This is a genomic window from Pseudomonas sp. NFACC08-1 (genome assembly GCF_900106735.1).
GTDB classification, from domain to species: Bacteria; Pseudomonadota; Gammaproteobacteria; order Pseudomonadales; family Pseudomonadaceae; genus Aquipseudomonas; species Aquipseudomonas fluorescens_Q.
Map to the genome: position 1 here is coordinate 155,611 of NZ_FNNL01000015.1, position 24,567 is coordinate 180,177.

22 protein-coding genes are annotated in these 24,567 nt (G+C 61.8%); 11 read left to right on the forward strand and 11 right to left on the reverse strand.

Features of this window, described 5'->3' with window-relative positions; all coding sequences use genetic code 11:
* Positions 1–48 precede the first annotated feature (48 nt).
* The 3 genes from BLU76_RS25575 to BLU76_RS25585 form a co-directional block, all read right to left on the reverse strand.
* On the reverse strand, positions 49–666 hold the full coding sequence (locus tag BLU76_RS25575) for a TPM domain-containing protein (protein WP_092148707.1): 618 nt from the start codon (positions 664–666) through the stop codon (positions 49–51).
* Between the two features lie 28 nt (positions 667–694).
* Complete coding sequence (locus BLU76_RS25580) at positions 695–1,450, reverse strand: TPM domain-containing protein (RefSeq protein ID WP_092224938.1); 756 nt, start codon at positions 1,448–1,450, stop codon at positions 695–697.
* A 68-nt stretch (positions 1,451–1,518) separates the two neighbouring features.
* Entirely contained in the window at positions 1,519–2,127 is a 609-nt protein-coding gene (locus BLU76_RS25585) for a LemA family protein (protein WP_003198691.1), read from the reverse strand.
* A gap of 252 nt (positions 2,128–2,379) precedes the next feature.
* On the opposite strand from BLU76_RS25585, the gene bglX reads away from it, so the two are divergent.
* Entirely contained in the window at positions 2,380–4,671 is a 2,292-nt protein-coding gene (gene bglX / locus BLU76_RS25590) for a beta-glucosidase BglX (protein WP_092148710.1), read from the forward strand.
* A 116-nt stretch (positions 4,672–4,787) separates the two neighbouring features.
* Here bglX and BLU76_RS25595 read toward each other — a convergent pair whose 3' ends face one another.
* From BLU76_RS25595 to BLU76_RS25615, 5 genes are all read right to left on the reverse strand, one after another.
* A complete protein-coding gene (locus tag BLU76_RS25595) occupies positions 4,788–5,945 on the reverse strand; it encodes a phospholipase D-like domain-containing protein (protein ID WP_092224928.1) in 1,158 nt (385 codons plus the stop codon).
* Between the two features lies 1 nt (position 5,946).
* Entirely contained in the window at positions 5,947–6,537 is a 591-nt protein-coding gene (locus tag BLU76_RS25600; RefSeq protein ID WP_063322575.1) for a YceI family protein, read from the reverse strand.
* A 248-nt stretch (positions 6,538–6,785) separates the two neighbouring features.
* Positions 6,786–7,094 (reverse strand): amidase, encoded by a 309-nt coding sequence (locus BLU76_RS25605; protein ID WP_092224930.1) that lies wholly within the window; start codon positions 7,092–7,094, stop codon positions 6,786–6,788.
* Positions 7,091–8,182, reverse strand: coding sequence for a serine hydrolase domain-containing protein (locus BLU76_RS25610; protein WP_092224932.1), 1,092 nt, complete (start codon positions 8,180–8,182; stop codon positions 7,091–7,093). The genes BLU76_RS25605 and BLU76_RS25610 overlap by 4 nt, the downstream gene beginning before the upstream one ends.
* A 96-nt stretch (positions 8,183–8,278) precedes the next feature.
* Positions 8,279–9,151 carry an acyl-CoA dehydrogenase family protein gene (locus BLU76_RS25615; protein ID WP_092148725.1) on the reverse strand — a complete coding sequence of 291 codons (873 nt, stop codon included), beginning with the start codon at positions 9,149–9,151 and terminating at the stop codon, positions 8,279–8,281.
* 144 nt (positions 9,152–9,295) lie between these two features.
* On the opposite strand from BLU76_RS25615, the gene olsB reads away from it, so the two are divergent.
* Both olsB and BLU76_RS25625 read left to right on the forward strand, forming a co-directional pair.
* Positions 9,296–10,051 (forward strand): L-ornithine N(alpha)-acyltransferase, encoded by a 756-nt coding sequence (olsB, locus tag BLU76_RS25620; RefSeq protein WP_003198679.1) that lies wholly within the window; start codon positions 9,296–9,298, stop codon positions 10,049–10,051.
* On the forward strand, positions 10,051–10,845 hold the full coding sequence (locus BLU76_RS25625; protein ID WP_063322579.1) for a lysophospholipid acyltransferase family protein: 795 nt from the start codon (positions 10,051–10,053) through the stop codon (positions 10,843–10,845). The genes olsB and BLU76_RS25625 overlap by 1 nt, the downstream gene beginning before the upstream one ends.
* 51 nt (positions 10,846–10,896) lie before the next feature.
* Here BLU76_RS25625 and BLU76_RS25630 read toward each other — a convergent pair whose 3' ends face one another.
* Entirely contained in the window at positions 10,897–11,481 is a 585-nt protein-coding gene (locus BLU76_RS25630; RefSeq protein ID WP_092148728.1) for an acyl carrier protein phosphodiesterase, read from the reverse strand.
* A 155-nt stretch (positions 11,482–11,636) separates the two neighbouring features.
* Between BLU76_RS25630 and BLU76_RS25635 the strand changes: the two genes are divergently transcribed.
* The 4 genes from BLU76_RS25635 (at position 11,637) to BLU76_RS25650 (ending at position 15,018) form a co-directional block, all read left to right on the forward strand.
* On the forward strand, positions 11,637–11,939 hold the full coding sequence (locus tag BLU76_RS25635) for an ArsR/SmtB family transcription factor (protein ID WP_030138446.1): 303 nt from the start codon (positions 11,637–11,639) through the stop codon (positions 11,937–11,939).
* Between the two features lie 17 nt (positions 11,940–11,956).
* Positions 11,957–13,123, forward strand: coding sequence for an MFS transporter (locus tag BLU76_RS25640; protein WP_063322581.1), 1,167 nt, complete (start codon positions 11,957–11,959; stop codon positions 13,121–13,123).
* Between the two features lie 35 nt (positions 13,124–13,158).
* Positions 13,159–14,208, forward strand: coding sequence for an alkene reductase (locus BLU76_RS25645; RefSeq protein ID WP_072347067.1), 1,050 nt, complete (start codon positions 13,159–13,161; stop codon positions 14,206–14,208).
* Between the two features lie 183 nt (positions 14,209–14,391).
* Positions 14,392–15,018 carry a hypothetical protein gene (locus BLU76_RS25650; RefSeq protein WP_092148731.1) on the forward strand — a complete coding sequence of 209 codons (627 nt, stop codon included), beginning with the start codon at positions 14,392–14,394 and terminating at the stop codon, positions 15,016–15,018.
* Positions 15,019–15,217: 199 nt separating this feature from the next.
* On the opposite strand, the gene BLU76_RS25655 is transcribed toward BLU76_RS25650, so the two are convergent.
* Positions 15,218–15,850 carry a TetR family transcriptional regulator gene (locus BLU76_RS25655; protein WP_092224934.1) on the reverse strand — a complete coding sequence of 211 codons (633 nt, stop codon included), beginning with the start codon at positions 15,848–15,850 and terminating at the stop codon, positions 15,218–15,220.
* A 261-nt stretch (positions 15,851–16,111) separates the two neighbouring features.
* Between BLU76_RS25655 and BLU76_RS25660 the strand changes: the two genes are divergently transcribed.
* Genes BLU76_RS25660 through adeC form a run of 3 tightly spaced genes read left to right on the forward strand, consistent with a single transcriptional unit; the run spans position 16,112 to position 21,891 of the window.
* Positions 16,112–17,269, forward strand: coding sequence for an efflux RND transporter periplasmic adaptor subunit (locus tag BLU76_RS25660; protein WP_063322585.1), 1,158 nt, complete (start codon positions 16,112–16,114; stop codon positions 17,267–17,269).
* A 3-nt stretch (positions 17,270–17,272) separates the two neighbouring features.
* Complete coding sequence (gene emhB / locus BLU76_RS25665; RefSeq protein WP_092148737.1) at positions 17,273–20,437, forward strand: efflux RND transporter permease subunit EmhB; 3,165 nt, start codon at positions 17,273–17,275, stop codon at positions 20,435–20,437.
* Positions 20,434–21,891, forward strand: a complete 1,458-nt coding sequence (adeC, locus tag BLU76_RS25670) for an AdeC/AdeK/OprM family multidrug efflux complex outer membrane factor (RefSeq protein ID WP_092148740.1) — start codon at positions 20,434–20,436, stop codon at positions 21,889–21,891. The genes emhB and adeC overlap by 4 nt, the downstream gene beginning before the upstream one ends.
* 62 nt (positions 21,892–21,953) lie before the next feature.
* Here the strand turns inward: adeC and BLU76_RS25675 are convergent, their stop codons facing one another.
* Positions 21,954–22,319, reverse strand: a complete 366-nt coding sequence (locus BLU76_RS25675; protein ID WP_092148743.1) for a DUF6124 family protein — start codon at positions 22,317–22,319, stop codon at positions 21,954–21,956.
* Between the two features lie 1,457 nt (positions 22,320–23,776).
* On the opposite strand from BLU76_RS25675, the gene BLU76_RS25680 reads away from it, so the two are divergent.
* The coding region (locus BLU76_RS25680; RefSeq protein WP_139209658.1) for an OprD family outer membrane porin at positions 23,777–24,567 on the forward strand (791 nt) is incomplete at its 3' end.

A 24,567-nucleotide genomic window follows, 5' to 3' on the forward strand; every position in this document is an offset into this window, starting at 1 on the left:
GGGAGCAAGCTCCCTCGCCACACAAGCGCTCTTGCCATGACCGAAGTTTTAGCCCAGCACCACCAACCTATTCGGCAGTTCATTGCGCTCCTGGGTCACCGGCACGTGCTCCTTGAGCAATTCGCCGCAAGCTTCGATGCAGGTCACGAAACCCTGCAACGTCTGCCCCTGGCGAACCTGCTGGGTGAACGCTGCGACGATGGCATCCCAGCATGTGTTGTCCAGGCGCTTGGAAATGCCTTCGTCCACCAGGATTTCCACGTACCGCTCAGCCTCGCAGACAAAGATCAGCATCCCTGTGCTGCCCACGGTGTGGTGCAGGTTCTGCTCGAGGAATTGCCGGCGCGCCAGGTTGGAGGCCCGCCAGTGACGCACGGAACGGGGGATCAGATGCGTGGTGATCCTGGGGATGCGAAACACCAGGCACAACACAATGAAACTGACCCACTGCACCAGCAACAGGCTGTGCATCGTCAGCCAGCCGGAAAGGTAATGGACCACGCCGGGCACCACCAGGGCCAGCAGGCTGGCCCATAACAGCGGGATATAGGCGTAGTCGTCGGCGCGGGCGGCCAGCACCGTGACCAGTTCAGCGTCGGTATGCCGCTCGACCCGGGCGATGGCCTCGGCGACCTTGCGTTGTTCGTGTTCAGTCAGTAATGCCATGGTTAGAAATGCCTGCTCATTATTATTGTCACCAGCCGCCCGACGAACCGCCGCCCCCGAAACTGCCACCGCCACCACTGAAGCCCCCGCCGCCCCCGCCGCCGAAGCCTCCACCGGATCCGCCCGAACGGCTGGAGCCACCACTCCCGGTCGGCAGGATACCGAGCATCTGGCAGACCAATATCGTCAAAATAAACAGTATCACCAGGAAGATGAACAGCCCGGGATGGCGCTCGACAAAATCGCCCTGCTCCTGCTGCCCGTCCGCACTGTACGCCGGCGCCGGCTCGTCCAGCGGGCTGCCGCCCAGCACCACCAGCATCGCCGCGACGCCGTCGCTGATGCCTTTGTTGAAGTTGCCGGTCTTGAAAGCCGGGGTGATCACCTGGTTGATGATCACCGAACTCTGCGCGTCGGTCAGGCGATCCTCCAGGCCGTAGCCCACCTCGATGCGCAGTTTACGGTCATCCCGGGCGACGATCAGCAGTGCGCCGTTGTTTTTATCCTTCTGCCCGATGCCCCAGTGGCGCCCCAGTTGATAACCGAAGTCTTCGATGCTGCTGCCTTGCAAGTCCGCCAGCGTGACCACCACCACCTGTTCGCCGGTGGCCTGTTCATGGGCCTTGAGCTGCGCTTCCAGTTGCGCGCTCACCGACGGTTCGAGCATCTGGGCGGCGTCCACCACCCGCCCGGTCAATGCCGGAAACTTCAGCTCGGCCTGGGCCGTGATGGCAAACACCCAGAGCAACAGCACAAAGGCGCAGCTGCGAGCGGCTAGCTTCATGCCGTAAGCAAAAGCAGTGCGCAGGACCTGTGCTTGCGGCTTGTAGCTTGGAGCCTGTAGCTGCTCCATCAAAACTTCACTTCCGGCGCTTTCTCGGCATTGGGGCTGGTGGCCTCGAAGGTTTCGCGGATCGGCAGGTCGCTGTACATCACGCTGTGCCACAGGCGCCCCGGGAATGTGCGGATTTCGGTGTTGTACTTCTGCACGGCCAGGATGAAGTCGCGGCGGGCCACGGCGATGCGGTTCTCGGTGCCTTCGAGCTGCGATTGCAACGCCAGGAAATTCTGGTTGGCCTTGAGGTCCGGGTAACGCTCGGACACCACCATCAGCCGGCTCAACGCGCCGGTCAACTGGTCCTGGGCCTGCTGGAACTGCTTGAGTTTTTCCGGGTTGTCCAGGGTGCTGGCGTCGACCTGGATCGACGTGGCCTTGGCCCGCGCTTCAATCACCGCAGTCAGGGTTTCCTGCTCGTGCTGGGCGTAGCCCTTGACGGTTTCCACCAGGTTGGGAATCAGGTCGGCGCGGCGCTGGTACTGGTTCTGCACCTGGCCCCAAGCGGCCTTGGCCTGTTCGTCCAGGGTCGGGATGTTATTGATGCCGCAACCGGCCAGTAACGTGGTGAGCAGCATCAGGGCCAGCATCGGCAAGCTGCGAAGGTGGTTCAGTCGTGGATTCATCGGGTGGAGCTCTCCCTTGCATGACATTGGAAAAACACGGCCACCTATCTCACCGGCACCTGGGGCATAATCTGCCGCCGCACTGGATTGAAACGGGTCGATGGGCTAAAAGATGCGCAGTGCGAAACTAAGTTCAGCCCAATGGGTTCGAAAGTGTGCTGCATTTAACTGAACAACAATAGCCGCTCCTTATATTTTGGCCGACCGGCGTGGCCTGATCACCGCCCTTTTAGGCTTGCGAGAAAATTATTCATGAAGAAGCTGTGTTTGCTGGGCCTGTTTGTCAGTCTGGCCAGTCAATCCGTATTAGCCGACAACCTGCCAGCCCCCATAGAGAACAAGGATGCGTTCATCAGCAACCTGATGAAGCAGATGACCCTCGAAGAGAAGATCGGCCAATTGCGCCTGATCAGCATCGGCCCGGAAATGCCCCGGGAGATGATTCGCAAGGAAATCGCCGCCGGCAACATCGGCGGTACGTTCAACTCCATTACGCGCGATGAAAACCGTCCGATGCAGGACGCGGCCATGCGCAGCCGGTTGAAGATCCCGATGTTCTTCGCCTATGACGTGATCCACGGCCACCGCACGATTTTCCCGATCCCCCTGGCCCTGGCCTCGAGCTGGGACATGGACGCGATCTACCACTCCGGCCGCATCGCCGCCCAGGAAGCCGCGGCCGACAGCCTGGACATCACCTTCGCGCCGATGGTCGATATTTCCCGTGACCCGCGCTGGGGCCGCACCTCCGAAGGTTTCGGCGAGGACACCTACCTGGTGTCGCGCATCGCCGGGGTGATGGTCAAGGCTTTCCAGGGCAACGGCGCCAACGCAGCCGACAGCATCATGGCCAGCGTCAAGCACTTCGCCCTGTACGGCGCGGTGGAAGGCGGCCGGGACTACAACACCGTGGACATGAGCCCGCTGAAAATGTACCAGGACTACCTGCCACCCTACCGCGCCGCCATCGACGCGGGTGCCGGTGGGGTGATGGTCGCGCTGAACTCCATCAACGGCGTGCCGGCGACCGCCAACACCTGGCTGATGAACGACCTGCTGCGCAAGGAGTGGGGTTTCAAGGGCCTGGCGGTCAGTGACCACGGCGCCATTTTCGAACTGATCAAGCACGGCGTCGCCAAGGACGGTCGCGAAGCGGCAAAACTGGCGATCAAGGCCGGCATCGACATGAGCATGAACGATTCGCTCTATGGCAAGGAACTGCCAGGGTTGCTCAAGGCCGGTGAAATCGAGCAGAGCGACATCGACAACGCCGTACGGGAAGTGCTCGCGGCCAAATACGACATGGGCCTGTTCAAGGACCCGTACCTGCGCATCGGCAAGGCCGAGGACGACCCGGCCGACACCTACGCCGAAAGCCGCATGCACCGCGCCGACGCCCGTGACGTGGCGCGCCGCAGCCTGGTCCTGCTGGAAAACCGCAACCAGACCCTGCCCCTGAAGAAGACCGCGAAGATCGCCCTGGTCGGTCCGCTGGCCAAGGCACCGATCGATATGATGGGCAGTTGGGCCGCCGCCGGGCGTCCTGCGCAATCGGTCACCCTGTTCGATGGCATGACCCGCGCCCTGGGCGCTGACTCGAAGCTGATCTATGCCCGTGGCGCCAACATCACCGGCGACAAGAAGGTGCTCGACTACCTGAACTTCCTCAACTTCGATGCCCCGGAAGTGGTAGACGACCCGCGTCCGGCCCAGGTGCTGATCGACGAAGCGGTAAAAGCCGCCAAGGATGCCGATGTGGTGGTGGCCGCCGTAGGCGAGTCCCGTGGCATGTCCCATGAATCGTCGAGCCGTACCGAGCTGAACATTCCTGCCAGCCAACGCGAGCTGATCAAGGCCCTGAAGGCCACCGGCAAGCCGCTGGTGCTGGTGCTGATGAATGGCCGTCCGCTGTCGTTGCTGGAAGAAAAGCAGCAGGCCGATGCGATCCTGGAAACCTGGTTCAGCGGCACCGAAGGCGGTAACGCCATCGCGGACGTGCTGTTCGGTGACTACAACCCATCGGGCAAACTGCCCATCACCTTCCCACGCTCGGTGGGGCAGATTCCGACCTACTACAACCACTTGAGCATCGGTCGGCCATTCACGCCGGGAAAGCCGGGCAACTACACCTCGCAGTATTTCGATGACACCACCGGCCCGCTCTATCCGTTCGGCTACGGCTTGAGCTACACCGAGTTCAGCCTGTCGGACATGGCCCTGTCGTCGACCACGCTGAACAAGACCGGCAAGCTCGATGCCAGCGTGACATTGGAAAACACCGGCAAGCGTGACGGCGAAACGGTGGTGCAGCTGTACATCCAGGACGTGACCGGCTCGATCATTCGCCCGGTGAAGGAACTGAAGAACTTCCGCAAGGTGATGCTCAAGGCCGGCGAGAAGAAAGTCATCCACTTCACCATCACCGAGGACGACCTGAAATTCTTCAACGCCCAACTCAAGTACGCGGCTGAACCGGGCAAGTTCAACGTACAGATCGGCCTGGATTCCCAGGACGTGAAGCAGCAGAGTTTTGAGTTGCTCTGACCTTCAGAACAGGAGCGAGCTTGCTCGTGATGGCGTCAGATCAGCCGCATCGACATTGGCTGACACTCCGCTATCGCGAGCAAGCTCGCTCCCACAGTTGTATCTGGGGGTTCGGGCTAGCCGCGTCGATCCAAAAGGTTCACCACCACCCGATCCACCAAGCCCCACACCCGCTGCTTGAAGCGCTTCCACAGCGGCCGACGCTGCCAGGCGTCGAGGCTGACTTGCAGGCTCTGGGCGAAGTCCCGCTCGAAACTGGCGGCCACTGCACTGCTGAGCCTGGAGTCCAAGGCTTCGAGGTTGGCTTCCAGGTTGAAGCGCAGGTTCCAGTGATCGAAGTTGCAGGAGCCGATGCTGACCCAGTCGTCCACCAGCACCATCTTCAGGTGCAGGAAACACGGCTGGTATTCAAAAATCTGCACGCCGGCCTTGAGCAATCGCGGGTAGTAACGGTGCCCGGCGTAGCGCACGGACGGGTGATCGGTGCGCGGGCCGGTCAGCAGCAGGCGCACGTCAATGCCGCGGGCGGCGGCCTTGCGCAAGGAGCGGCGCACGTTCCAGGTCGGCAGGAAATACGGCGTCGCCATCCAGATGCGCTTCTGGCCGCTGTTCAATGCCCGCGACAGCGATTGCAGGATGTCGCGATGCTGGCGGGCGTCGGCATACGCCACCCGCCCCATTCCCTCGCCCACCGGCGGTACGCGCGGCAGGCGCGGCAAGCCGAAGTTGGACGCCGGTTTCCACGCCCGCCGATGGCGGTTGGCGAGCCACTGGCGGTCGAACAGCAACTGCCAGTCGAGCACCAGCGGGCCGACGATTTCCACCATCACTTCGTGCCACTCACTGCGGTCGTCGAGGGGGTTCCAGAATTCATCGGTCACCCCGGTGCCACCGACCACGGCCAGGCGTTGATCCACCAACAGCAGCTTGCGGTGATCCCGGTAAAGGTTGCGCACCCAGCGGCGCCAGCTCAGGCGATTGTAGAAACGCAACTCCACCCCAGCCTCGGTCAGACGCTTGCGCAAGGCCAGGGTAAACGCCAGGCTGCCATAGTCATCGAACAGGCACCGCACGCGAACGCCACGCTCGGCGGCCTGCACCAGCGCCTGAACCATCGCCTCGGCGCAAGCGCCCGCTTCCACCAGATAGAGCTCCAGCTCGACCTGGTCCTGGGCTCGAGCGATTTCCACCAGCATGCGCGGGAAGAACTGCGGGCCATCGATCAACAGCTCGAAGCGATTGCCTTCACGCCAGGGAAAAACCGCGCCGCTCATGTCAGCGCGCCGTGAAAATCAGCACCGCATTCACCGGCACCGAGAGGCTGATGGCCGACAACCCGGCCAGGTTTCGCAGCTTTTCCAGCCCCGGCGCCAGATCGAAATCCGCCGCGTTGAGCACCACCGGTTCCAGGGTCACCACTTGGAAGCGGCGCTCATCCAGGCGCGTCGCCAGCAGTTCGACGTTGTATTCGTGCTGCTTACCGTGCAGGTTCACCGTCAGCGGCAGGCGCAATTCCAACTGCGCACCGTTGGCCAGGTCCTGGATCGGCGCCAGGTCGATCTTGGCGGTGACAGTGGCGTCGGCAAATTGCTTGATCTCGAACAGCTCGGCCCGCATGCGCTCATCGCGCAGGGGAATGCCGCTGTTGATGGATTCCAGCTCCACTTCCAGGCGTGCCAAGCCCTCGGGCTGGACCTGACCGTGCAGCACCAGGAACCGCTGGACCTCGGAGACGTTGCCATTTTTACTGCTGATAAACGACAGCCGCGACGACTCGCCGTCCAGGTACCAGTCGGCCTGGGCTGGCAACGCGGCGCCGGCCAGCAGCAAGCTGACGGCAGCGTGAGGGAAAAACCGCTTGAACATACACACTCGCAGGGCACATAAACCTGTGGCGAACCTTAACCGCGCCGAGGGCGCTTGCAAACTGTCTGTTTCAACAACTTCCAGAAACACACAAGTTCCTGTGGCGAGGGGATTTATCCCCGTTGGGCCGCGCAGCGGCCCTATAGCTGACGATGAGGCCTATCAGACGGACCGCATCGCCTGTTTGGGGTTGCTGCGCAACCCAACGGGGATAAATCCCCTCGCCACAGGTTCGCGCCGTTCTCGAGTTACTCCAACCGACACCCCATCCGCGCGCCCACCCACCGCGCACTGTGGCTACGTCCCAACCCGCTGACGGTAATGCGTTTCGCTTCAGCGGTTTCGAGAAAGTCGCTGATGGGCACCGACTGCTTCACATAGCCACGGCAGTAGTCCGCCGGTTGCTCCATCACATAGCGGCACGAGCAGTATTCCTTGGCGGTGTAGGCACTGATGATGTCGGGGAAGGCCCGCAATGCCACCCGCTCCAGCCAGACCCAACCGAGCAGGACAATGAGTAGCACCGACAGCAAGGTAAGCAGGATCTTGCGCTTCATGGCTGCCCTCTCCCGACAAACGCCGCCATGGCGCGCTTGAGCAGTTCGTTATGGCGATAGCTGCCGTCGCGGTCGTCGCCGTAGCGCACGATCACCAGTTTGGCGCTGGGGATGACGTACAGCGCCTGGCCCCAATGACCCAGCGCGGCAAAGGTATCCGGCGGCGCATCGGGCCAAGGATGGATGGCCGGATCGGTGGCGCGGTTGAGCCACCAATGCCCGCCGGGTACGGCTTCGTCCTGGCCGGCCTGGAAGTGGGCGAAAGGTTCGCGATTGAAGGCGACCCACTCTGTGGGGACCAGTTGCCGTTCGCCCCAGCGACCGTCCCGTTGCATCAGCAACCCGACGCGCGCCAGGTCCCGCGCCGTGAGGTAGGCATAGGACGAACCGACGAACGTGCCGCTGGCGTCGGTTTCCCAGGTGGCGTGGCGGATGCCCAGGGGCTCGAACAAGGCCGTCCAGGGATAGTCGGGGTAGCGCGCCGGGCCGACGATGGTTTTCAAGGCCGCCGCCAGCACGTTGCTGTCACCGCTGGAATAACGGAACGCCCGCCCCGGCGGGCTGGCGCTTTCATGCTGCGCAGTGAACGCCGCCATGTCACGACGCCCCCGGGTATACAGCATGGCCACCACCGAGGAGTTGAGCGGCGCGTATTCATAGTCTTCCTGCCAATCCAGGCCCGAGGCCCAGTGGAAAAGATCGGCCAGGGTCACGCCCGGGTGCCGGCTCAGTGGCGGGTAGTACTTGGCTGCCGGATCATCCAGGGCAAAGCGCTTTTCCCTGTAGGCCACGCCAAACACCGTCGCCATCAGGCTCTTGCTGATGGACCAGGTCAGGTGCGCAGTCTTGGCAGTGGTCGGTCCGGCGTAGCGTTCGTAGACCAGCCGACCGTCCTGGATCACCAGCAGCGCGTCGGTGCGGATGCCTTCGCGGCTGGCATCGTCCCGGGGTGGGAAGGCGTATTGTTCCAGGGCTTCAATGGTCGGGCCGCTGAGGGTCGGGCCGGTTGACCACTGCTCACCGGGCCAGTCTTCGGCGTGGGCGCTCAGGGTGAGCAGCAGCGGGATCAGGAACCAGCCTTTGGACATGCTTTGGGCTCGCAGGGTTGAACCTTCAGAGCCTATGCAGACTTGATGACAATTTGAGTTTGGGTGCTCCCACCGGGCGGGTGGTCGTTTGGAGGGCTAGCCCAACGCCTTGGCCAACCGCTTGGCCCGCGCCCCTGCCGCAATCTCCATCACGCCTTTATCCCGCGTCCACATCTCGCGCCACGTCGCAGGCCCGGCGGCCAGGGCAGCGTCGAGTTCGCCATCGAGCCCTTGGAACTGAGCGAACAACCCGCCCAGCAGCACATGCCCGGCCACACTGGAAGGGTTATGCCGACTCACCTCCGCGCAGCCGGCGAGCAACGCCAGCAGGCGCAATTGCAACGCCTGGGGCCAGGCACATTCCTGCCCGACGCCATACAACCAGGCGGTCATCGCACTGAGCACATAAAGGTCTTCCAGGGTACGGAACGGTTTGACGTAGGCGTCCCAGCCATCACCGGCCAGCAATTCGCACAGCGCGCCGTCGAGCAGCACGCGGCCATGGCTGATGTCCGGCATCAGGGCAATGGCGGGCAGCTTTTCCAGGGTTACGCCGGGCTCGCCCGCATAGGCCACGGCCAGATTCAGCCGTGGCGTTTCACCGGGCGCTTCGCAGCGAGCGGCAATCAACAGCCACTCGGCGGCGTCGCCGGCGGTGACGAAATCCTTGCGTCCACTCAGGCGCAAGTCGTCGAGACGGGTGTGCATGTCCGCCGGGCGCAGGCTGCGCTGTTCGGTGGCACACAAGGCGCCGAGGCTCTGGGGCGCACTGGGCCAAAGCACCCGCAGCGCCGCCTGATACCCCACCAGGAACGCCAGCCCCGGTGTCGCCATCAACCGCGCCCCGGTTACGGCCAGCTCGAACGGCGTCACCGGTCCCAGGCGTTGCAACAACGCTGAATAACCTTCGGCGAGGTCCGGATGGGCCGGCAGGCGCTCGCCACGTTCGATCAGGGTTTGCCAGGGCATAAGAGGCTCCTCGAGGGCTGTCATATAAGCATCACCAAAGCTTCATGGCGATGACACCGGGGCTACATAGCCTGACTTTGCACAACATGGCTGCATAAAGAAAGTCGATTGGCTGCAACTGAACAGCCCGCACGGAGATTCGCTATGACCCAGATCGCCCGCATCAGCGACACCGGCAATGAACGCCGCCTGCAAGCCGAACGCCTGATCGGCGCCCAAGCCTTGCAAGAAGCACAGGCCCTGCGTTTCAACGTCTTCAGCGGCGAATTCAACGCCAAGCTCAAGGGCGCGGAAATGGGTCTGGACATGGATGACTATGATGTTCACTGCGCCCACATCGGCGTACGCGACCTGAACACCGGCCGCCTCGTGGCCACCACGCGCCTGCTCGACCACCAGGCCGCCAGCAGCCTGGGCCGGTTCTACAGCGAAGAAGAATTCAGCCTTCACGGCCTGGTCCATCTCAAGGGCCCGATCCTGGAAATCGGCCGTACCTGCGTCGACCCGGCCTACCGCAACGGTGGCACCATCGCGGTGCTCTGGGGCGAACTGGCCGAAGTCCTGAACGAAGGCGGCTACAGCTACCTGATGGGCTGCGCGAGCATTCCGATGCAGGACGGCGGTATCCAGGCCCAGGCGATCATGCAGCGCCTGCGCGAACGCTATCTGTGCACCGAACACCTGCAAGCCGTGCCGAAAAAACCGCTGCCGACCCTGGACGTGCCCTCCAACGTCATCGCCGAGATGCCGCCACTGCTCAAGGCCTACATGCGCCTGGGCGCGAAGATTTGCGGCGAGCCGTGCTGGGACGAGGACTTCCAGGTGGCCGACGTGTTCATCCTGCTCAAGCGCGACGAGCTCTGCCCGCGCTACGCTCGCCACTTCAAGGCAGCGGTCTGATGAGCCGGCTGCGGGTGTACGCGCGAATCGCGCGAGTATTGCTGGTGGTGGCGCTGGGCCTGAGCATGGCCAGCGTGTTCGGCCTGTTCGAACGTGCAGGAATCGCCAACTCGATGGTCCGTCGCCAGCGCTGGTCGCGGTTCTTCATGGCACGGCTGAGCCGCGCCCTGCCCTTTTCAGTCACCGTCCACGGTCAACTGCCGCAACAGCCGATGCTGTGGGTCAGCAACCACGTGTCCTGGACCGACATTCCGTTGCTGGGCATGCTCACGCCGCTGTCGTTCCTGTCCAAGGCCGAAGTGCGCACCTGGCCGGTGGCCGGATGGCTGGCAGCCAAGGCCGGCAGCCTGTTTATCCGACGCGGTTCGGGTGACAGCCAGTTGATCCGCAAGCAAATGAGCCGCCATCTGGAACAGGCCCATCCGCTGTTGATGTTCCCGGAAGGCACCACCACCGATGGCCGCTCCTTGCGCACGTTCCACGGGCGCTTGCTGTCCGCCGCCATTGACGCCGATGTGGCGTTGCAGCCGGTGGCGATTCGTTACCTGCGCAACGGTGAACCGGATTCGCTGGCGCCGTTCATTGGCGATGATGATCTGCTGTCGCACTTGATGCGTTTGTTTGCCAACGATAGGGGTGAGGTGGAAATCCATCTGCTGGAACCGATTGCCTGCCACGGCCAGGAACGCGCGGCACTGGCATTCCAGGCGCAGCAGGCGGTGCACAAGGCGCTGTTCGGGGCGCTTCCAGAGAAACAGCAAGCGCCGATGCGACCTGCTGCGATTGCGGCCTGATCCGGATCTCTGCGCAGCCCCCTGTGGGAGCGAGCAAGCTCGCTCCCACAATTAGACCTGCGGCGTGGTTTGATTCAGCGCAAAATCCTGCAACTGCGGATAGAACAGCCGGAAATCTTCGCTCAGCGGCTCATAGAGCTCCATCAACTCCTTCATCGCCCCGGCCAGTTCCTCGGGCCGGGACAGGCGTCGGGAAATGCCGCGCAGCACCTGCCCCAACACTTCGAATTCCCGATAAGACCCCAGCCAGTCATCCGCCGCCATGTACGGCGCGATCTGTGCCAGGCGCCCCGGCAGCTGCGGTTCGGTGCCGAGTACCTGGTACACCCGGGCAGTGAAATCCACCAGCGGCCCTTCGCCGTACAACGCCCAGTCCCGGGCCAGGCAGTGGTCGAAAAACACGTCCAGCACGATCCCGGCGTAGCGCCGTCGCACCGTGGAAAAACGCGACAGGGCGATGTCCACCAGGGGATGGCGGTCGGTATACATGTCGATGCGCCGATGCAGGGCAATCGCCGCTTCGATCCGTGGGTCGTAGAGCCCTTGCAGCGGGCCTTTGACGAAGTCGCCGTAGAGGCTGCCGAGCAGTTGTTCCCGGCCAGGGCCGCCGAGGTGCAGGTGCGCGAGATAGTTCATGGCCCGCAGCTTAGCACCGCTGAGTCCATATCGTTATAACCCGATATAGCGATTTGTTCGGCTTCCAGATCAAATCCATATTTGTATATCGCGAAATAACGATTTAAGGTTCGCTCCATCGCGATATAGCGTTTTACTCATCACGAGCTGCCACCATGCCCCTTGACCTCGACGAAATAATAAAAGCCCTGGCACACCCAGTACGGCGAGACATCCTCAACTGGCTCAAAGACCCCAAGGTCCAGTTCCCCGAGCAGTTGCACAACCACGAATTCGGCATTTGCGCCGGACAGATCGACCAGCGTTGCGGCCTGTCGCAATCCACGGTGTCTGCGCACTTGGCGGTGTTGCAACGGGCGGGGCTGATCACCAGCCAGAAGGTCGGCCAATGGCACTTCTTCAAGCGCAACGAGGAAGTGATCCAGCAGTTCCTCAAGCAAATGAGCCAAGAGCTCTGACCCGACAAGGACCCATCATGCCCCTCTCACTCCTGATCCTGGCCCTGAGCGCCTTCGCCATCGGCACCACCGAGTTCGTCATCATGGGCCTGTTGCCCGATGTGGCGGCCGACCTGGGCGTGTCGATTCCTGGCGCCGGCTGGCTGGTGACCGGCTACGCCCTGGGCGTGGCCATCGGTGCGCCGTTCATGGCCCTGGCCACCGCCCGGTTGCCGCGCAAGGCCGCCCTGGTGGTATTGATGGGAATTTTCATCATCGGCAACCTGCTCTGCGCCATCGCCAGCGACTACAACGTGCTGATGTTTGCCCGGGTCGTCACGGCCCTGTGCCACGGCGCGTTCTTCGGTATCGGTTCGGTGGTGGCTGCCGGCCTGGTGGCGCCCAACAAGCGCGCTTCAGCCGTAGCCTTGATGTTCACCGGCCTGACCCTGGCCAACGTGCTCGGCGTACCGCTGGGCACCGCATTGGGCCAGGAAGCCGGCTGGCGTTCGACCTTCTGGGCAGTGACTGTCATTGGCGTAATTGCGCTGATCGGCCTGATCCGCTTTCTGCCGGCCAAGCGCGATGAAGAAAAACTCGACATGCGCTCGGAACTGGTCGCGCTCAAGGGCGCAGGCCTATGGCTGTCCCTGAGCATGACGGCGCTGTTCTCCGCCTCGGTGTTTACCCTGTTCACCTATGTCGCCCCGCTGTTGGGTGAAGTGACCGGCGTATCGCCCCGCGGCGTGACCTGGACCCTGGTGCTGATCGGCCTGGGCCTGACCCTGGGCAACATCATCGGCGGCAAGCTGGCGGACAAGAGCCTGGCGAACACGCTGATGGGCGTCTTCCTCACCATGGCCGTGGTGTCCACCGTATTGAGCTGGACCAGCGTGGCGCTGATCCCCAGCGAAATCACCCTGTTCCTCTGGGCCACCGCCTGCTTCGCTGCCGTGCCGGCCCTGCAGGTCAACGTGGTGACCTTTGGCAAGGCCGCGCCCAACCTGGTGTCCACCCTGAACATCGGCGCCTTCAACATCGGCAACGCCCTGGGCGCCTGGGTCGGCGGCAGCGTCATCGACCACGGCCTGGGACTGACCTCCGTGCCCTTGGCCGCCGGCGCGCTGGCCGTGCTGGCGCTGCTGGTCACCCTCATCACCTTCCGCCAGGGCGGCAATGCCGAGCTGGCTCCAGCAACTCACTGACTTCTAACCCCTTCCACTTTCGAGGTTTGTATTTCATGGCGACTATTTTCGACCCCATCAAACTCGGCGACATCGAGTTGAAAAACCGCATCATCATGGCCCCGCTCACCCGCTGCCGCGCCGACGCGGGCCGCGTGCCCAACGCGCTGATGGCCGAGTACTACGTGCAACGCGCCTCCGCCGGCCTGATCCTCAGCGAAGCGACCTCGGTCACGCCGATGGGCGTGGGTTACCCGGACACCCCGGGCATCTGGTCCAACGACCAGGTGCGCGGCTGGTCCAACGTCACCAAGGCGATCCACGGCGCCGGCGGCAAGATCTTCCTGCAACTGTGGCACGTGGGCCGGATCTCCCACCCGTCGTACCTGAACGGCGAAACCCCGGTGGCGCCCAGCGCGATCCAGCCCAAGGGCCACGTGAGCCTGGTGCGTCCGCTGGCTGACTACCCGACCCCACGCGCACTGGAGACCGCTGAAATCGCCGACATCGTCGAGGCGTACCGCGTCGGCGCCGAGAACGCCAAGGCCGCCGGCTTCGACGGTGTGGAAATCCACGGTGCCAACGGCTACCTGCTCGACCAGTTCCTGCAGAGCAGCACCAACCAGCGCACCGACCAATACGGCGGCTCCCTGGAAAATCGTGCCCGCCTGCTGCTGGAAGTGACCGACGCGGCCATCGAAGTCTGGGGCGCCGGCCGGGTGGGCGTGCACCTGGCACCACGCGCCGATTCCCATGACATGGGCGACGAGAACCGCCTGGAAACCTTCAGCTACGTGGCCCGGGAACTGGGCAAGCGTGGCATCGCCTTTATCTGCTCCCGTGAAAAGGAAGGCGACGACAGCATCGGCCCGCAACTCAAACAAGCTTTCGGCGGCCCGTACATCGCCAACGAACGCTTCACCAAGGACAGCGCCAATGCCTGGCTGGCCGAAGGCAAGGCCGATGCCGTCGCCTTCGGTGTGCCGTTCATTGCCAACCCGGACCTGCCGGCACGCTTGAAAGCCGATGCCCCACTGAACGAGCCTCATCCCGAAACGTTTTATGGAAAAGGTCCCGTGGGATACATCGATTACCCCGTACTTTGATCGTGTAACTGAAATAACAGAGCCCTGCCTCGAAAGAGCAGGGCTTTTTTATGCATTTAAATATTCGGTCAACTATCTAAACTTCCTAAAGCCCAGGGCAATGTTCATATTAAGTCTGACGACAATGCCAAACAGCGCCGTCGATCAAACTTTAATACGCCTCATTTGAAAAGGAATTCAAGCATGACGAAGACCCTTGGGTACAGCCACCAGGACAACAATGGGTTTTACGAAAAAACACTCGCGCAGTTCAACTACGCACCGCTGGATGTTCTGTACAAGTACATTGAGTCGCTGAACACGCAAGAACACTCGGAGATCCTCGACGCCCTGATGAAACAAGCAAGGCTGAACGACGGTGCCAACCAACAGGTTCAAGCCTGGCAGCAGGAGCGCATTCGCCCAAACCGCACTCGCCTCATTGTAAAAGTCATCAACCATACCGAGCGGGCGTTTCCCGTGGGTGAAAACGATATCAACCTGGACGACGATGAACGAGATTTCTTGAGCATTCGTCCTTGGGACATCCTGGCCTTCAAGCTCGACTTCATATATTCCAGACAACTGGGCAGCCGCAGCAAGGACATGTACAAGAACTTCATGATGTTTGGCGACGACGACGCTGCCTTCCTCTTCAACTTCGGCTTGCGCGTCAATACGACATTCGGTGTGATTTCATCGACATTGACGCCTGTCCGGACAAACAGGGTGATCTCTGTCGGCGCGACACCCATCAAGTGCTCGACCCGAATCACTCACTCGGCAAATGAAGAACCCTACGGTTTCACCGTGGAGATCACGCTGACTTGAAAATGCAGCCCCGGCAGGTTCGTCTGGCGGGGTATCCAGCGGTCCTTTCGAATGGACTTTTTATGGTCTTTCACAAGTACGAAACAAATCACCTACAAAATTTGCCACCGATTGCCTATCAACCACGGTTGTGTCGGTTTATAAAAGCACCTTTGGATCTCAGGTATTGACATAAACTGACAAAATTACTCATTTTGTTTCATTTGCGCAGGCTGGGGCTCAGGCGCAGCATATCCAGCCCGATGTCTACCCAGCGCTCAGCGTCAGCCGCCAGCGCGAAGCTGTCGGGCGCCAGTAGCCATTGGTAGAGGATGCCGTCGATGTAGCCGTGGATGGCAATCGCCGCCCTTTCGGGATCCAGGTCATCCGGCAACTGACCGCGCTTCATCGCATTGCTCAACGACAGCACGATACGCACGTTGCAGTCGAGACTGACCTGGCGCCGCTGCTGGCGTAAATCGCACATTTCATCGGTGAATTCGCACTTATGGAACAGAATTTCATTAATGCGTCGGGTCTTCGGGTCCAGGGCAACTTGCTGAAACAATTGCACCAACAGCTTGCGAGTACAGCCCAGCGGGTCAAGTTCCTCTTCATTCTCACTGGCGCGGGCCAGGTCATCGAGCGGCTCATGCAAGGTATCGAGCATGGCCTGGAGCAGGTCCGCCTTGTTGCTGAAATGCCAATAGATGGCGCCACGCGTCACACCGGCCAGGGTTGCGATATCGGCCAGCGTCGTGCGAGCCACGCCCCGCTCGAAGAAGGCTTTTTCGGCCGCTTCGAGAATCTGGCTGCGAGTCTCCAGGGCTTCCTCTTTGGTACGACGGACCATGGCAGTAAACACCTCAATCAGGATGCATCAACAATGCGTAAGGATCAGCTAGACGTGAGGCGGCGTTTCTCGAAACGCGTCCCCGACCTCCGAATGCCTTTGTCAGGCTTTTGTAAATACGGATGGTACGCAATTTGGCTGTTTACAAACAACCATGTACGTAAGTATATTTCTTAGCATCCTACTAATTGCTTATCTTGCTCTTTTTCCACCTTCCACCTTTCGAGTGCGCCCGTTGCGCGCCTGGACCCGAGGATTTCCATGCAATTCAAGCCAGCTGTTACTGCCCTGGTTACTGCCATCGCCCTGGCATCGCTGCTCAGCGGATGCAAAAAGGAAGAGGCTGCACCTGCTCCTCCGCCTCCTCAGGTCGGCGTCGTAACCCTCAAGACCCAGCCCTTCACCCTGACGTCGGAGCTTCCAGGGCGCACCAGCGCGTTCCGCGTCGCGGAAGTACGGCCACAGGTCAACGGCATCATTCTCAAGCGCCTGTTCAAGGAAGGTGCTGACGTCAAGGCCGGCCAGCAGCTCTACCAGATCGATCCGGCCGTGTACGAAGCGACCCTGAAAAGCGCCGAGGCCAACCTGCGGTCCACCAAGTCGATCGCCGATCGCTACAAGCAATTGGTGGACGAACAGGCCGTCAGCCGGCAGGAATACGACACCGCCGTGGCCAACCGCCTGGAGTCGGAAGCCAATCTGCAAACTGCCCAGATCAATGTGCGCTACACCAAAGTCTACGCGCCCATCTCTGGCCGCATCGGCCGTTCCTCGGTCACCGAAGGCGCGCTGGTGAGCAATGGTCAGACCGACGCCCTGGCAACCATCCAGCAACTGGACCCGATCTACGTCGACGTGACGCAGAGTTCGGTCGAGTTGCTGCAACTGCGCCGAGAGCTGGAAAGCGGCCGTCTGCAAAAGGCCGGCGATAACGCCGCCATGGTCAAGCTGACCCTGGAAGATGGCAGCCTGTACCCACACGAGGGCAAGCTGGAATTTTCCGAAGTGTCGGTTGACCAGACCACCGGTTCGGTGACCTTGCGCGCCGTGTTTCCCAACCCGGACCACACCCTGCTGCCGGGCATGTTCGTCCACGCCCAATTGCAGGCCGGTGTGAACAGCGCAGCCATCCTGGCGCCACAGCAAGGCGTGACCCGTGACCTCAAGGGTACGCCGACCGCTTTGGTCGTTGGCGCTGACAACAAGGTCGAACTGCGTCAACTCAAGGCCAGCCGTACCGTCGGCAGCCAATGGCTGATCGAAGACGGGCTCAAGGCCGGCGATCGCGTGATCACCGAAGGGTTGCAGTTCGTACGCCCTGGCGTGGAAGTCAAAGCCACCGAAGCCACTAACATCGATACCAAGAACCCGGCCCCCGCACAGGCAGCTGATAAAGCCGCCGGCGGCAAAGGGGAGTAAACCATGTCGAAATTCTTTATCGACCGTCCGATTTTCGCCTGGGTGATCGCCCTGGTGATCATGCTGGTCGGGGCTCTATCGATCCTCAAGTTGCCGATCAACCAGTACCCGAGCATTGCGCCGCCGGCCATTGCGATCCAGGTGACCTACCCGGGCGCATCCGCGCAAACCGTGCAGGACACCGTGGTGCAGGTGATCGAGCAGCAGCTCAACGGCATCGACAACCTGCGTTATGTATCGTCGGAAAGTAACTCCGACGGCAGCATGACCATCACTGCCACTTTCGAGCAAGGCACCAACTCCGATACCGCGCAGGTCCAGGTCCAGAACAAGCTGAACCTGGCCACCCCGCTGCTGCCGCAAGAAGTGCAGCAACAGGGCATCCGCGTGACCAAGTCAGTGAGAAACTTCCTGATGGTCATCGGCGTGGTGTCGCGCGACGGCAGCATGACCCGGGAAGACCTGTCCAACTACATCGTGTCCAACATGCAGGACCCGATCTCGCGTACCGCTGGTGTCGGTGACTTCCAGGTCTTCGGCGCCCAATACGCGATGCGGATCTGGCTCGACCCGGCCAAGCTGAACAATTTCAACCTGACCCCGGTGGATGTGAGCACGGCGATTACCGCGCAGAACGTCCAGATCGCCTCCGGCCAGCTCGGCGGCCTGCCGGCCATGCCCGGCCAGCAACTGAACGCCACTATTATCGGCAAGACCCGCTTGCAGACCGCCGAGCAGTTCAAGGCAATCCTGCTCAAGGTCAACCCGGACGGCTCGCAAGTGCGTGTCGGCGACGTGGCCGATGTTGCCTTGGGCGGTGAGAACTACAGCATCAACGCCCAGTTCAATGGCGCTCCGGCTTCCGGCCTGGCAGTGCGGCTGGCGACTGGCGCCAACGCCCTCGACACGGCCAAGGCCCTGCGCAAGACCGTCGACGACCTCAAGCCGTTCTTCCCGCAAGGCCTGGAAGTGGTGTTCCCCTACGACACCACACCAGTGGTGAGCGAATCGATCAAGGGTGTGGTTGAAACCCTGGTCGAGGCGATCGTCTTGGTGTTCCTGGTAATGTTCCTGTTCCTGCAGAACTTCCGCGCCACCATCATCACCACGATGACCGTGCCGGTGGTACTGCTCGGTACCTTCGGGATCCTCGCGGCATTCGGTTTCAGCATCAACACCCTGACCATGTTCGGCATGGTGCTGGCCATCGGCTTGCTGGTGGACGACGCCATCGTCGTGGTGGAAAACGTCGAACGGGTGATGAGCGAAGAAGGCCTGTCGCCCAAGGAAGCCACCAAGAAATCCATGGGGCAGATCCAGGGCGCCCTGGTGGGTATCGCCCTGGTACTCTCGGCGGTACTGCTGCCGATGGCGTTCTTCGGCGGCTCCACCGGTGTGATCTACAAGCAGTTCTCCATCACCATCGTCTCGGCCATGGCCCTGTCGGTACTGGTGGCACTGATTTTCACCCCGGCCCTGTGCGCCACCATGCTCAAGCCAATCCCCAAAGGTGAGCACGGCACGCCGAAACGCGGCTTCTTCGGCTGGTTCAACCGTACCTTCGACCGAGGCGTCAGAAGCTACGAACGGGGCGTGGGCAACATGCTCAAGCACAAGGCCCCGTACCTGCTGGCCTACATCATCATCGTGGTAGGCATGGTCTGGCTGTTCACCCGCATCCCGACGGCGTTCCTGCCGGAAGAAGACCAAGGCGTGCTGTTTGCCCAGGTACAGACACCGGCCGGTTCCAGCGCCGAACGTACCCAGGTGGTAGTGGACAAGATGCGTGAGTTCCTGCTGCGTCCGAGCAAGGATGGCGGCGAAGGTGATGGCGTAGCCTCGGTGTTCACCGTGACCGGCTTCAACTTCGCCGGTCGTGGCCAGAGCTCCGGCCTGGCATTCATCATGCTCAAGCCCTGGGAAGAGCGTAACGCTGATAACACCGTGTTCAAGATCGCGGGCCGCGCCCAGCAACACTTCTTCACTTTCCGCGACGCAATGGTGTTCGCCTTCGCACCGCCAGCGGTGATGGAACTGGGTAACGCCACCGGTTTCGACGTATTCCTGCAGGATCGCGCCGGCATCGGCCATGAAAAACTGATGGAAGCCCGCAACCAGTTCCTGGGCATGGCCTCCCAGAGCAAGATATTGGCCCAGGTACGTCCGAACGGCCTGAACGACGAACCGCAATACCAGTTGGAAATCGATGACGAGAAGGCCAGCGCGCTGGGCATCACGCTCTCGGAGATCAACAACACCCTGTCGATTGCACTGGGCAGTAACTATGTGAACGACTTCATCGACCGTGGCCGGGTGAAGCGGGTGTATGTCCAGGGCCAGCCGAACTCGCGCATGAGCCCCGAGGACCTGAAGAAGTGGTACGTGCGCAACAGCGCCGGGACCATGGTGCCGTTCTCTGCGTTCGCCAAGGGCGAGTGGGTCTACGGCTCGCCGAAACTGGCGCGTTACAACGGCGTGGAAGCGATGGAGATCCTCGGTACCCCGGCACCGGGTTATTCCACCGGTGAAGCCATGGCCGAAGTCGAAACCATCGCCAAGAAGCTGCCGGCCGGTGTTGGTATTTCCTGGACGGGCCTGTCCTATGAGGAACGCCTGTCGGGTTCCCAGGCACCAGCGTTGTACGCCTTGTCGCTGCTGATGGTGTTCTTGTGCCTGGCAGCGTTGTATGAAAGTTGGTCGATTCCGATCGCGGTCATGCTCGTGGTCCCCCTGGGCATCATCGGTGCCCTGATGGCGACCAGCCTGCGCGGCCTGTCCAACGACGTGTACTTCCAGGTGGGCTTGTTGACAACCATTGGCTTGGCGGCGAAAAACGCCATCCTGATCGTCGAGTTCGCCAAGGAACTTCACGAGCAGGGCCGCACGCTGATGGAAGCCGCCATCGAAGCCTGTAGGATGCGTCTGAGACCGATCATCATGACGTCCCTGGCGTTCGTCCTCGGCGTGGTCCCACTGGCGATTTCCACTGGCGCAGGTTCGGGCAGCCAGCACGCCATCGGTACCGGTGTGATCGGCGGTATGTTGACCGCCACCATCCTGGCGATCTTCTGGGTGCCATTGTTCTTCGTGACCGTGTCGTCGATAGGCCGTCGAAAAAATACCGACGAGCACGACACTCCTGAAACTTCCAAAGAGGCTGGCCAATGAGCAAGTCGCTACTCTCCCTGACCATCGCCGCCGTCGTGCTCAGCGGTTGCTCGCTGATCCCCGACTATCAGCGGCCCGAAGCACCGGTCGCGGCGCAATACCCGCAAGGGCCGGCCTACGAGGCGGCCAATGCGCCCGGCCAGGCCGCCGCCGAGCAAGGCTGGAAACAGTTTTTCCATGACCCGGCGTTGCAACAGCTGATCCAGGTCGCCTTGGAAAACAACCGCGACCTGCGCGTCGCGGCGCTGAACATCGATGCCTATGCCGCGCAATACCGCATCCAGCGCGCAGACCTGTTCCCGGCGGTCTCGGCCACCGGTGCCGGCAGCCGCCAGCGCCTGCCGGCCCGGGCTTCGCAAACCGGTGAAGCGGCGATCAGCAGCTCCTATTCGGCCACCTTGGGCATCAGCGCCTATGAACTGGACTTGTTCGGTCGGGTTCGCAGCCTGAGCGAGCAAGCGTTGCAAAGCTACTTCGCCACCGAAGAAGCCCGCCGCAGCACCCAGATCAGCCTGGTGGCCAACGTCGCCAATGCCTACCTGACCTGGCAAGCCGACAAGGAACTGCTCAAGCTGACCCAGGACACCCTCGGGGCCTATGAGCAAAGCTTCAAGCTGACCTCGCGCAGCGCCGAAGTCGGCGTGGCCTCGGCCCTGGACCTGAGCCAGGCGCGCACCGCCGTGGAAAACGCCCGCGTGCAACTGGCCCGCTACACTCGCCAGGTCGCACAGGACGAAAACAGCCTGACCCTGCTGCTCGGCACTGGCCTGCCGGCCAACCTGAACTCGCAACCGCTGAGCGATGATCTGCTCAGCGAAGTGCCGGCCGGGCTGCCGTCGGACCTGCTGCAACGTCGTCCGGATATTCTCCAGGCCGAACGCAACCTGCTGGCCGCCAACGCCAGCATCGGCGCCGCGCGGGCCGCGTTCTTCCCGAGCATCAGCCTGACGGCCAACGCCGGCACCTTGAGCCCGGACCTGTCCGGCCTGTTCAAGGGCGGTTCGGGCACCTGGTCTTTCGCGCCGCAAATCAACCTGCCGATCTTCAACGCCGGCAGCCTGCGAGCGAGCCTGGACTACGCCAAGATCCAGAAAGACATCAACGTCGCGCAGTACGAGAAGTCGATTCAAACGGCGTTCCAGGAAGTTTCCGACGGCCTGGCCGCGCGCCAGACCTACAACGAACAGTTGCAGGCCCAGACCGACTTCGTCGCCGCCAACCAGGACTACTACCGCCTGGCCGAGCGTCGCTACCGCATCGGCGTCGACAGCAACCTGACCTTCCTCGACGCCCAACGCCAGTTGTTCAGCGCGCAACAGTCGCTGATCACTGACCGTCTTGCGCAACTGACCAGCGAGGTCAATCTGTACAAGGCATTGGGCGGTGGCTGGAATGCCGAGACCGGCAAGAACGAACCGGTGAAAGAAGAAGCGCCGAAGATGAAATTGTTCTGATAGATGTTTGAACGCTGAACATGAAGCCCACCGAAAGGTGGGCTTTTTTGTTTGTGCCTGCTTCAACTCCGACTTGGCGAACGCGGGTCGACGATATCCAGCGCACGATTAGCCAACAGTTCACTCAGCTCGATCATCTGCGCCACGCCGAACGCGACATGCCGCCGCGAGCCCTCCAACTCGAACGCCAGGTCACTGACCATGGCATTGGCCGAGGCCAGGGTTTCGCTGAGATTGGCCAGGAGACACTCCGTGTCGATGGTATCGATGACGGTGAAAACTTGGGTTGAGGTTTTGGGTTTGGGATCAGGGTGGGTGCCCAGATGGTAATCGAGTGCCCGGTCTGCGGCCTCTTGGAGCTTTTCTGGATCGGGGTCGTTGTAGGGGAAGGTGCTCTCTGATGGCGAAGAAGGATGATGTTTTTTCATAACGGCGCTCCTGCATCAATTGGAGCCCGAGACGTGGGCCCGGGCGCTAGCGCCTAACGAAGTCGACGGGCTTGCAGTCCCGGTCGCTGGATTGGCAGCGACCCAAACAAGCTAGAGATTCCGCTTCCGAGCAGCAACCTTAAAACCTCGTCGGAAGAATCGCCTCGTCTGTCAGACCGGCCACAAATCTTGTGGGAACGAGCTTGCTCGCGATGGCGGCCTGACAGGCGGTCAGGATGTTGATCGAGTACATATCCATTGCTGCGGTAACGGCTGCTGGCGGTTCCGCTCTTACAGCGGCTCACTTTTGAGAAGCGCAAAAGTAAGCAAAACGCTTCTGCCCCACCACTCGGTGCCTCGCCTAGGCTCGGCATGCCTGAACGAAGGCATTGCTCCGTGGGCCGCCGCGAAGGGCCATCCATGGCCCAGCGCGGCTAACCCGGCATCCATGCCGGGTTGCCCACTCCACAATGCCTTCGTTCAGCCAGCGTGGTTAACGGGGCGCCGAGATCAACGTCCACCGCGAGGCGGCCTAGTAGCCGACCTGGTTCTTGGTGGGACCGCGTTTTCCCTGTGGGAGCGAGCTTGTTCGCGATGGAGGTGGATCAGCCTGCATCAGCGTTGGATGTGCCGCCGTCTTCGCGAGCAAGCTCGCTCCCACATTGGATCGGAGCCCAGATGCCAGAATCAGGTCGGCTGTAAGGCCGCCTTCGCGAGCAAGCTTTTGCTCCCACAGGTCTGATGGGTGTACGACCGGAAGAGTCAGGTCGGCCCTAAGGCCGCCTTCGCGAGCAAGCTTTTGCTCCCACAGGTCTGATGGGTGTACGACCGGAAGAGTCAGGCCGGCTCTAAGGCCGCCTCGCGTCGGACGTTGATCTCGGCGCCCCGTTAACCACGCTGGCCGAACGCAGGCATTGTGGAGTGGGCATCCCGGCATGGATGCCGGGATAGCCGCGCTGGGCCATGGATGGCCCTTCGCGGCGGGCCCACGGAGCAATGCCGGAGTGAGGGCATGCCGAGCCTAGGCGAGGCACCGAGTGGTGGGGCATGAAGCGTTTTGCTTACTTTTGCGCTTTTCAAAAGTGAGCCGCTGTAAGAGCGGGACCCTAAGTGGCCGTTACCGCAGCAATGGATATGTACGCAGTCAACAAGAGCATGGCCGGCTGTCAGGCCGCCATCGCGACCAAGCTCGCTCCCACAGGAATCGCATCCGCCGAAGCAATGTTTTGCTGTTCGATAATCGCCCAAAACCCGCAAACGGCGATTGAACCGATCCCGGGCCGCCCTTCACCATCCTTCGCACAAAACCAATAACAACAGGTTCGACGCCATGCCCATCCGCCCCGCCGCACCCGGCTGATCCTCAATAGCCTCACGCCACTGGTTCCACCGTTCCGCCTGCAGCCCAAGGTTGTGGCAACGACCCGCTTCGTCCACAAAAAATAGAGACAACGCCCATGAAGCCCACACAGCACTTGTTCCCCAGCCTCATTGCCGTCGCCCTGACCAGCACCGCCCTGCCCGTCCTGGCCGCGGAATCAGGGTTTGTCGAAGATGCCAAGGCCACGCTGAACCTGCGCAACTTCTACTTCAACCGCAACTTCACCAACCCGAACAACGCCCAGGGCAAGGCCGAGGAATGGACCCAGAGTTTCATCCTCGACGCCAAGTCCGGGTTCACCCAGGGCGTGGTCGGTTTCGGCGTGGACATACTGGGGATGTACTCGGTCAAGCTCGACGGCGGCCGTGGCACCGCAGGTACACAACTGCTCCCAGTGCATGACGACGGCCGCCCGGCCGACGACTTCGGCCGTTTGGGCGTGGCCCTGAAGGCCAAGGTGTCGAAGACCGAACTGAAGGTCGGCGAGTGGATGCCAGTACTGCCAATCCTGCGCTCCGACGACGGCCGTTCCCTGCCGCAAACCTTCCGTGGCGGCCAGGTGACCTCCACCGAAATCAGCGGCCTGACGCTGTACGGTGGCCAGTTCCGCGCCAACAGCCCGCGCAACGACGCGAGCATGGAGGACATGTCCATGAACGGCCGCGGCGCGTTCACCTCCGACCGTTTCAACTTCGGTGGCGGTGAATACGCCTTCAACGAAAAACGCACCCAGGTCGGCGTGTGGTACGCGGAACTGTCCGACATCTACCAGCAACAATATTTCAACCTGACCCACAGCCAGCCCATCGGCGACTGGACCCTGGGCGCCAACCTCGGCTACTTCACCGGCAAGGAAAACGGCAGTGC

What these genes read in the sequence shown, in the direction of transcription:
- BLU76_RS25575 (WP_092148707.1), bottom strand. Translation starts at nt 666, where the DNA reads ATGGCATTACTGACTGAACACGAACAACGCAAGGTCGCCGAGGCCATC.
- BLU76_RS25580 (WP_092224938.1), bottom strand. Translation starts at nt 1,450, where the DNA reads ATGAAGCTAGCCGCTCGCAGCTGCGCCTTTGTGCTGTTGCTCTGGGTG.
- BLU76_RS25585 (WP_003198691.1), bottom strand. Translation starts at nt 2,127, where the DNA reads ATGAATCCACGACTGAACCACCTTCGCAGCTTGCCGATGCTGGCCCTG.
- bglX (WP_092148710.1), top strand. Translation starts at nt 2,380, where the DNA reads ATGAAGAAGCTGTGTTTGCTGGGCCTGTTTGTCAGTCTGGCCAGTCAA.
- BLU76_RS25595 (WP_092224928.1), bottom strand. Translation starts at nt 5,945, where the DNA reads ATGAGCGGCGCGGTTTTTCCCTGGCGTGAAGGCAATCGCTTCGAGCTG.
- BLU76_RS25600 (WP_063322575.1), bottom strand. Translation starts at nt 6,537, where the DNA reads ATGTTCAAGCGGTTTTTCCCTCACGCTGCCGTCAGCTTGCTGCTGGCC.
- BLU76_RS25605 (WP_092224930.1), bottom strand. Translation starts at nt 7,094, where the DNA reads ATGAAGCGCAAGATCCTGCTTACCTTGCTGTCGGTGCTACTCATTGTC.
- BLU76_RS25610 (WP_092224932.1), bottom strand. Translation starts at nt 8,182, where the DNA reads ATGTCCAAAGGCTGGTTCCTGATCCCGCTGCTGCTCACCCTGAGCGCC.
- BLU76_RS25615 (WP_092148725.1), bottom strand. Translation starts at nt 9,151, where the DNA reads ATGCCCTGGCAAACCCTGATCGAACGTGGCGAGCGCCTGCCGGCCCAT.
- olsB (WP_003198679.1), top strand. Translation starts at nt 9,296, where the DNA reads ATGACCCAGATCGCCCGCATCAGCGACACCGGCAATGAACGCCGCCTG.
- BLU76_RS25625 (WP_063322579.1), top strand. Translation starts at nt 10,051, where the DNA reads ATGAGCCGGCTGCGGGTGTACGCGCGAATCGCGCGAGTATTGCTGGTG.
- BLU76_RS25630 (WP_092148728.1), bottom strand. Translation starts at nt 11,481, where the DNA reads ATGAACTATCTCGCGCACCTGCACCTCGGCGGCCCTGGCCGGGAACAA.
- BLU76_RS25635 (WP_030138446.1), top strand. Translation starts at nt 11,637, where the DNA reads ATGCCCCTTGACCTCGACGAAATAATAAAAGCCCTGGCACACCCAGTA.
- BLU76_RS25640 (WP_063322581.1), top strand. Translation starts at nt 11,957, where the DNA reads ATGCCCCTCTCACTCCTGATCCTGGCCCTGAGCGCCTTCGCCATCGGC.
- BLU76_RS25645 (WP_072347067.1), top strand. Translation starts at nt 13,159, where the DNA reads ATGGCGACTATTTTCGACCCCATCAAACTCGGCGACATCGAGTTGAAA.
- BLU76_RS25650 (WP_092148731.1), top strand. Translation starts at nt 14,392, where the DNA reads ATGACGAAGACCCTTGGGTACAGCCACCAGGACAACAATGGGTTTTAC.
- BLU76_RS25655 (WP_092224934.1), bottom strand. Translation starts at nt 15,850, where the DNA reads ATGGTCCGTCGTACCAAAGAGGAAGCCCTGGAGACTCGCAGCCAGATT.
- BLU76_RS25660 (WP_063322585.1), top strand. Translation starts at nt 16,112, where the DNA reads ATGCAATTCAAGCCAGCTGTTACTGCCCTGGTTACTGCCATCGCCCTG.
- emhB (WP_092148737.1), top strand. Translation starts at nt 17,273, where the DNA reads ATGTCGAAATTCTTTATCGACCGTCCGATTTTCGCCTGGGTGATCGCC.
- adeC (WP_092148740.1), top strand. Translation starts at nt 20,434, where the DNA reads ATGAGCAAGTCGCTACTCTCCCTGACCATCGCCGCCGTCGTGCTCAGC.
- BLU76_RS25675 (WP_092148743.1), bottom strand. Translation starts at nt 22,319, where the DNA reads ATGAAAAAACATCATCCTTCTTCGCCATCAGAGAGCACCTTCCCCTAC.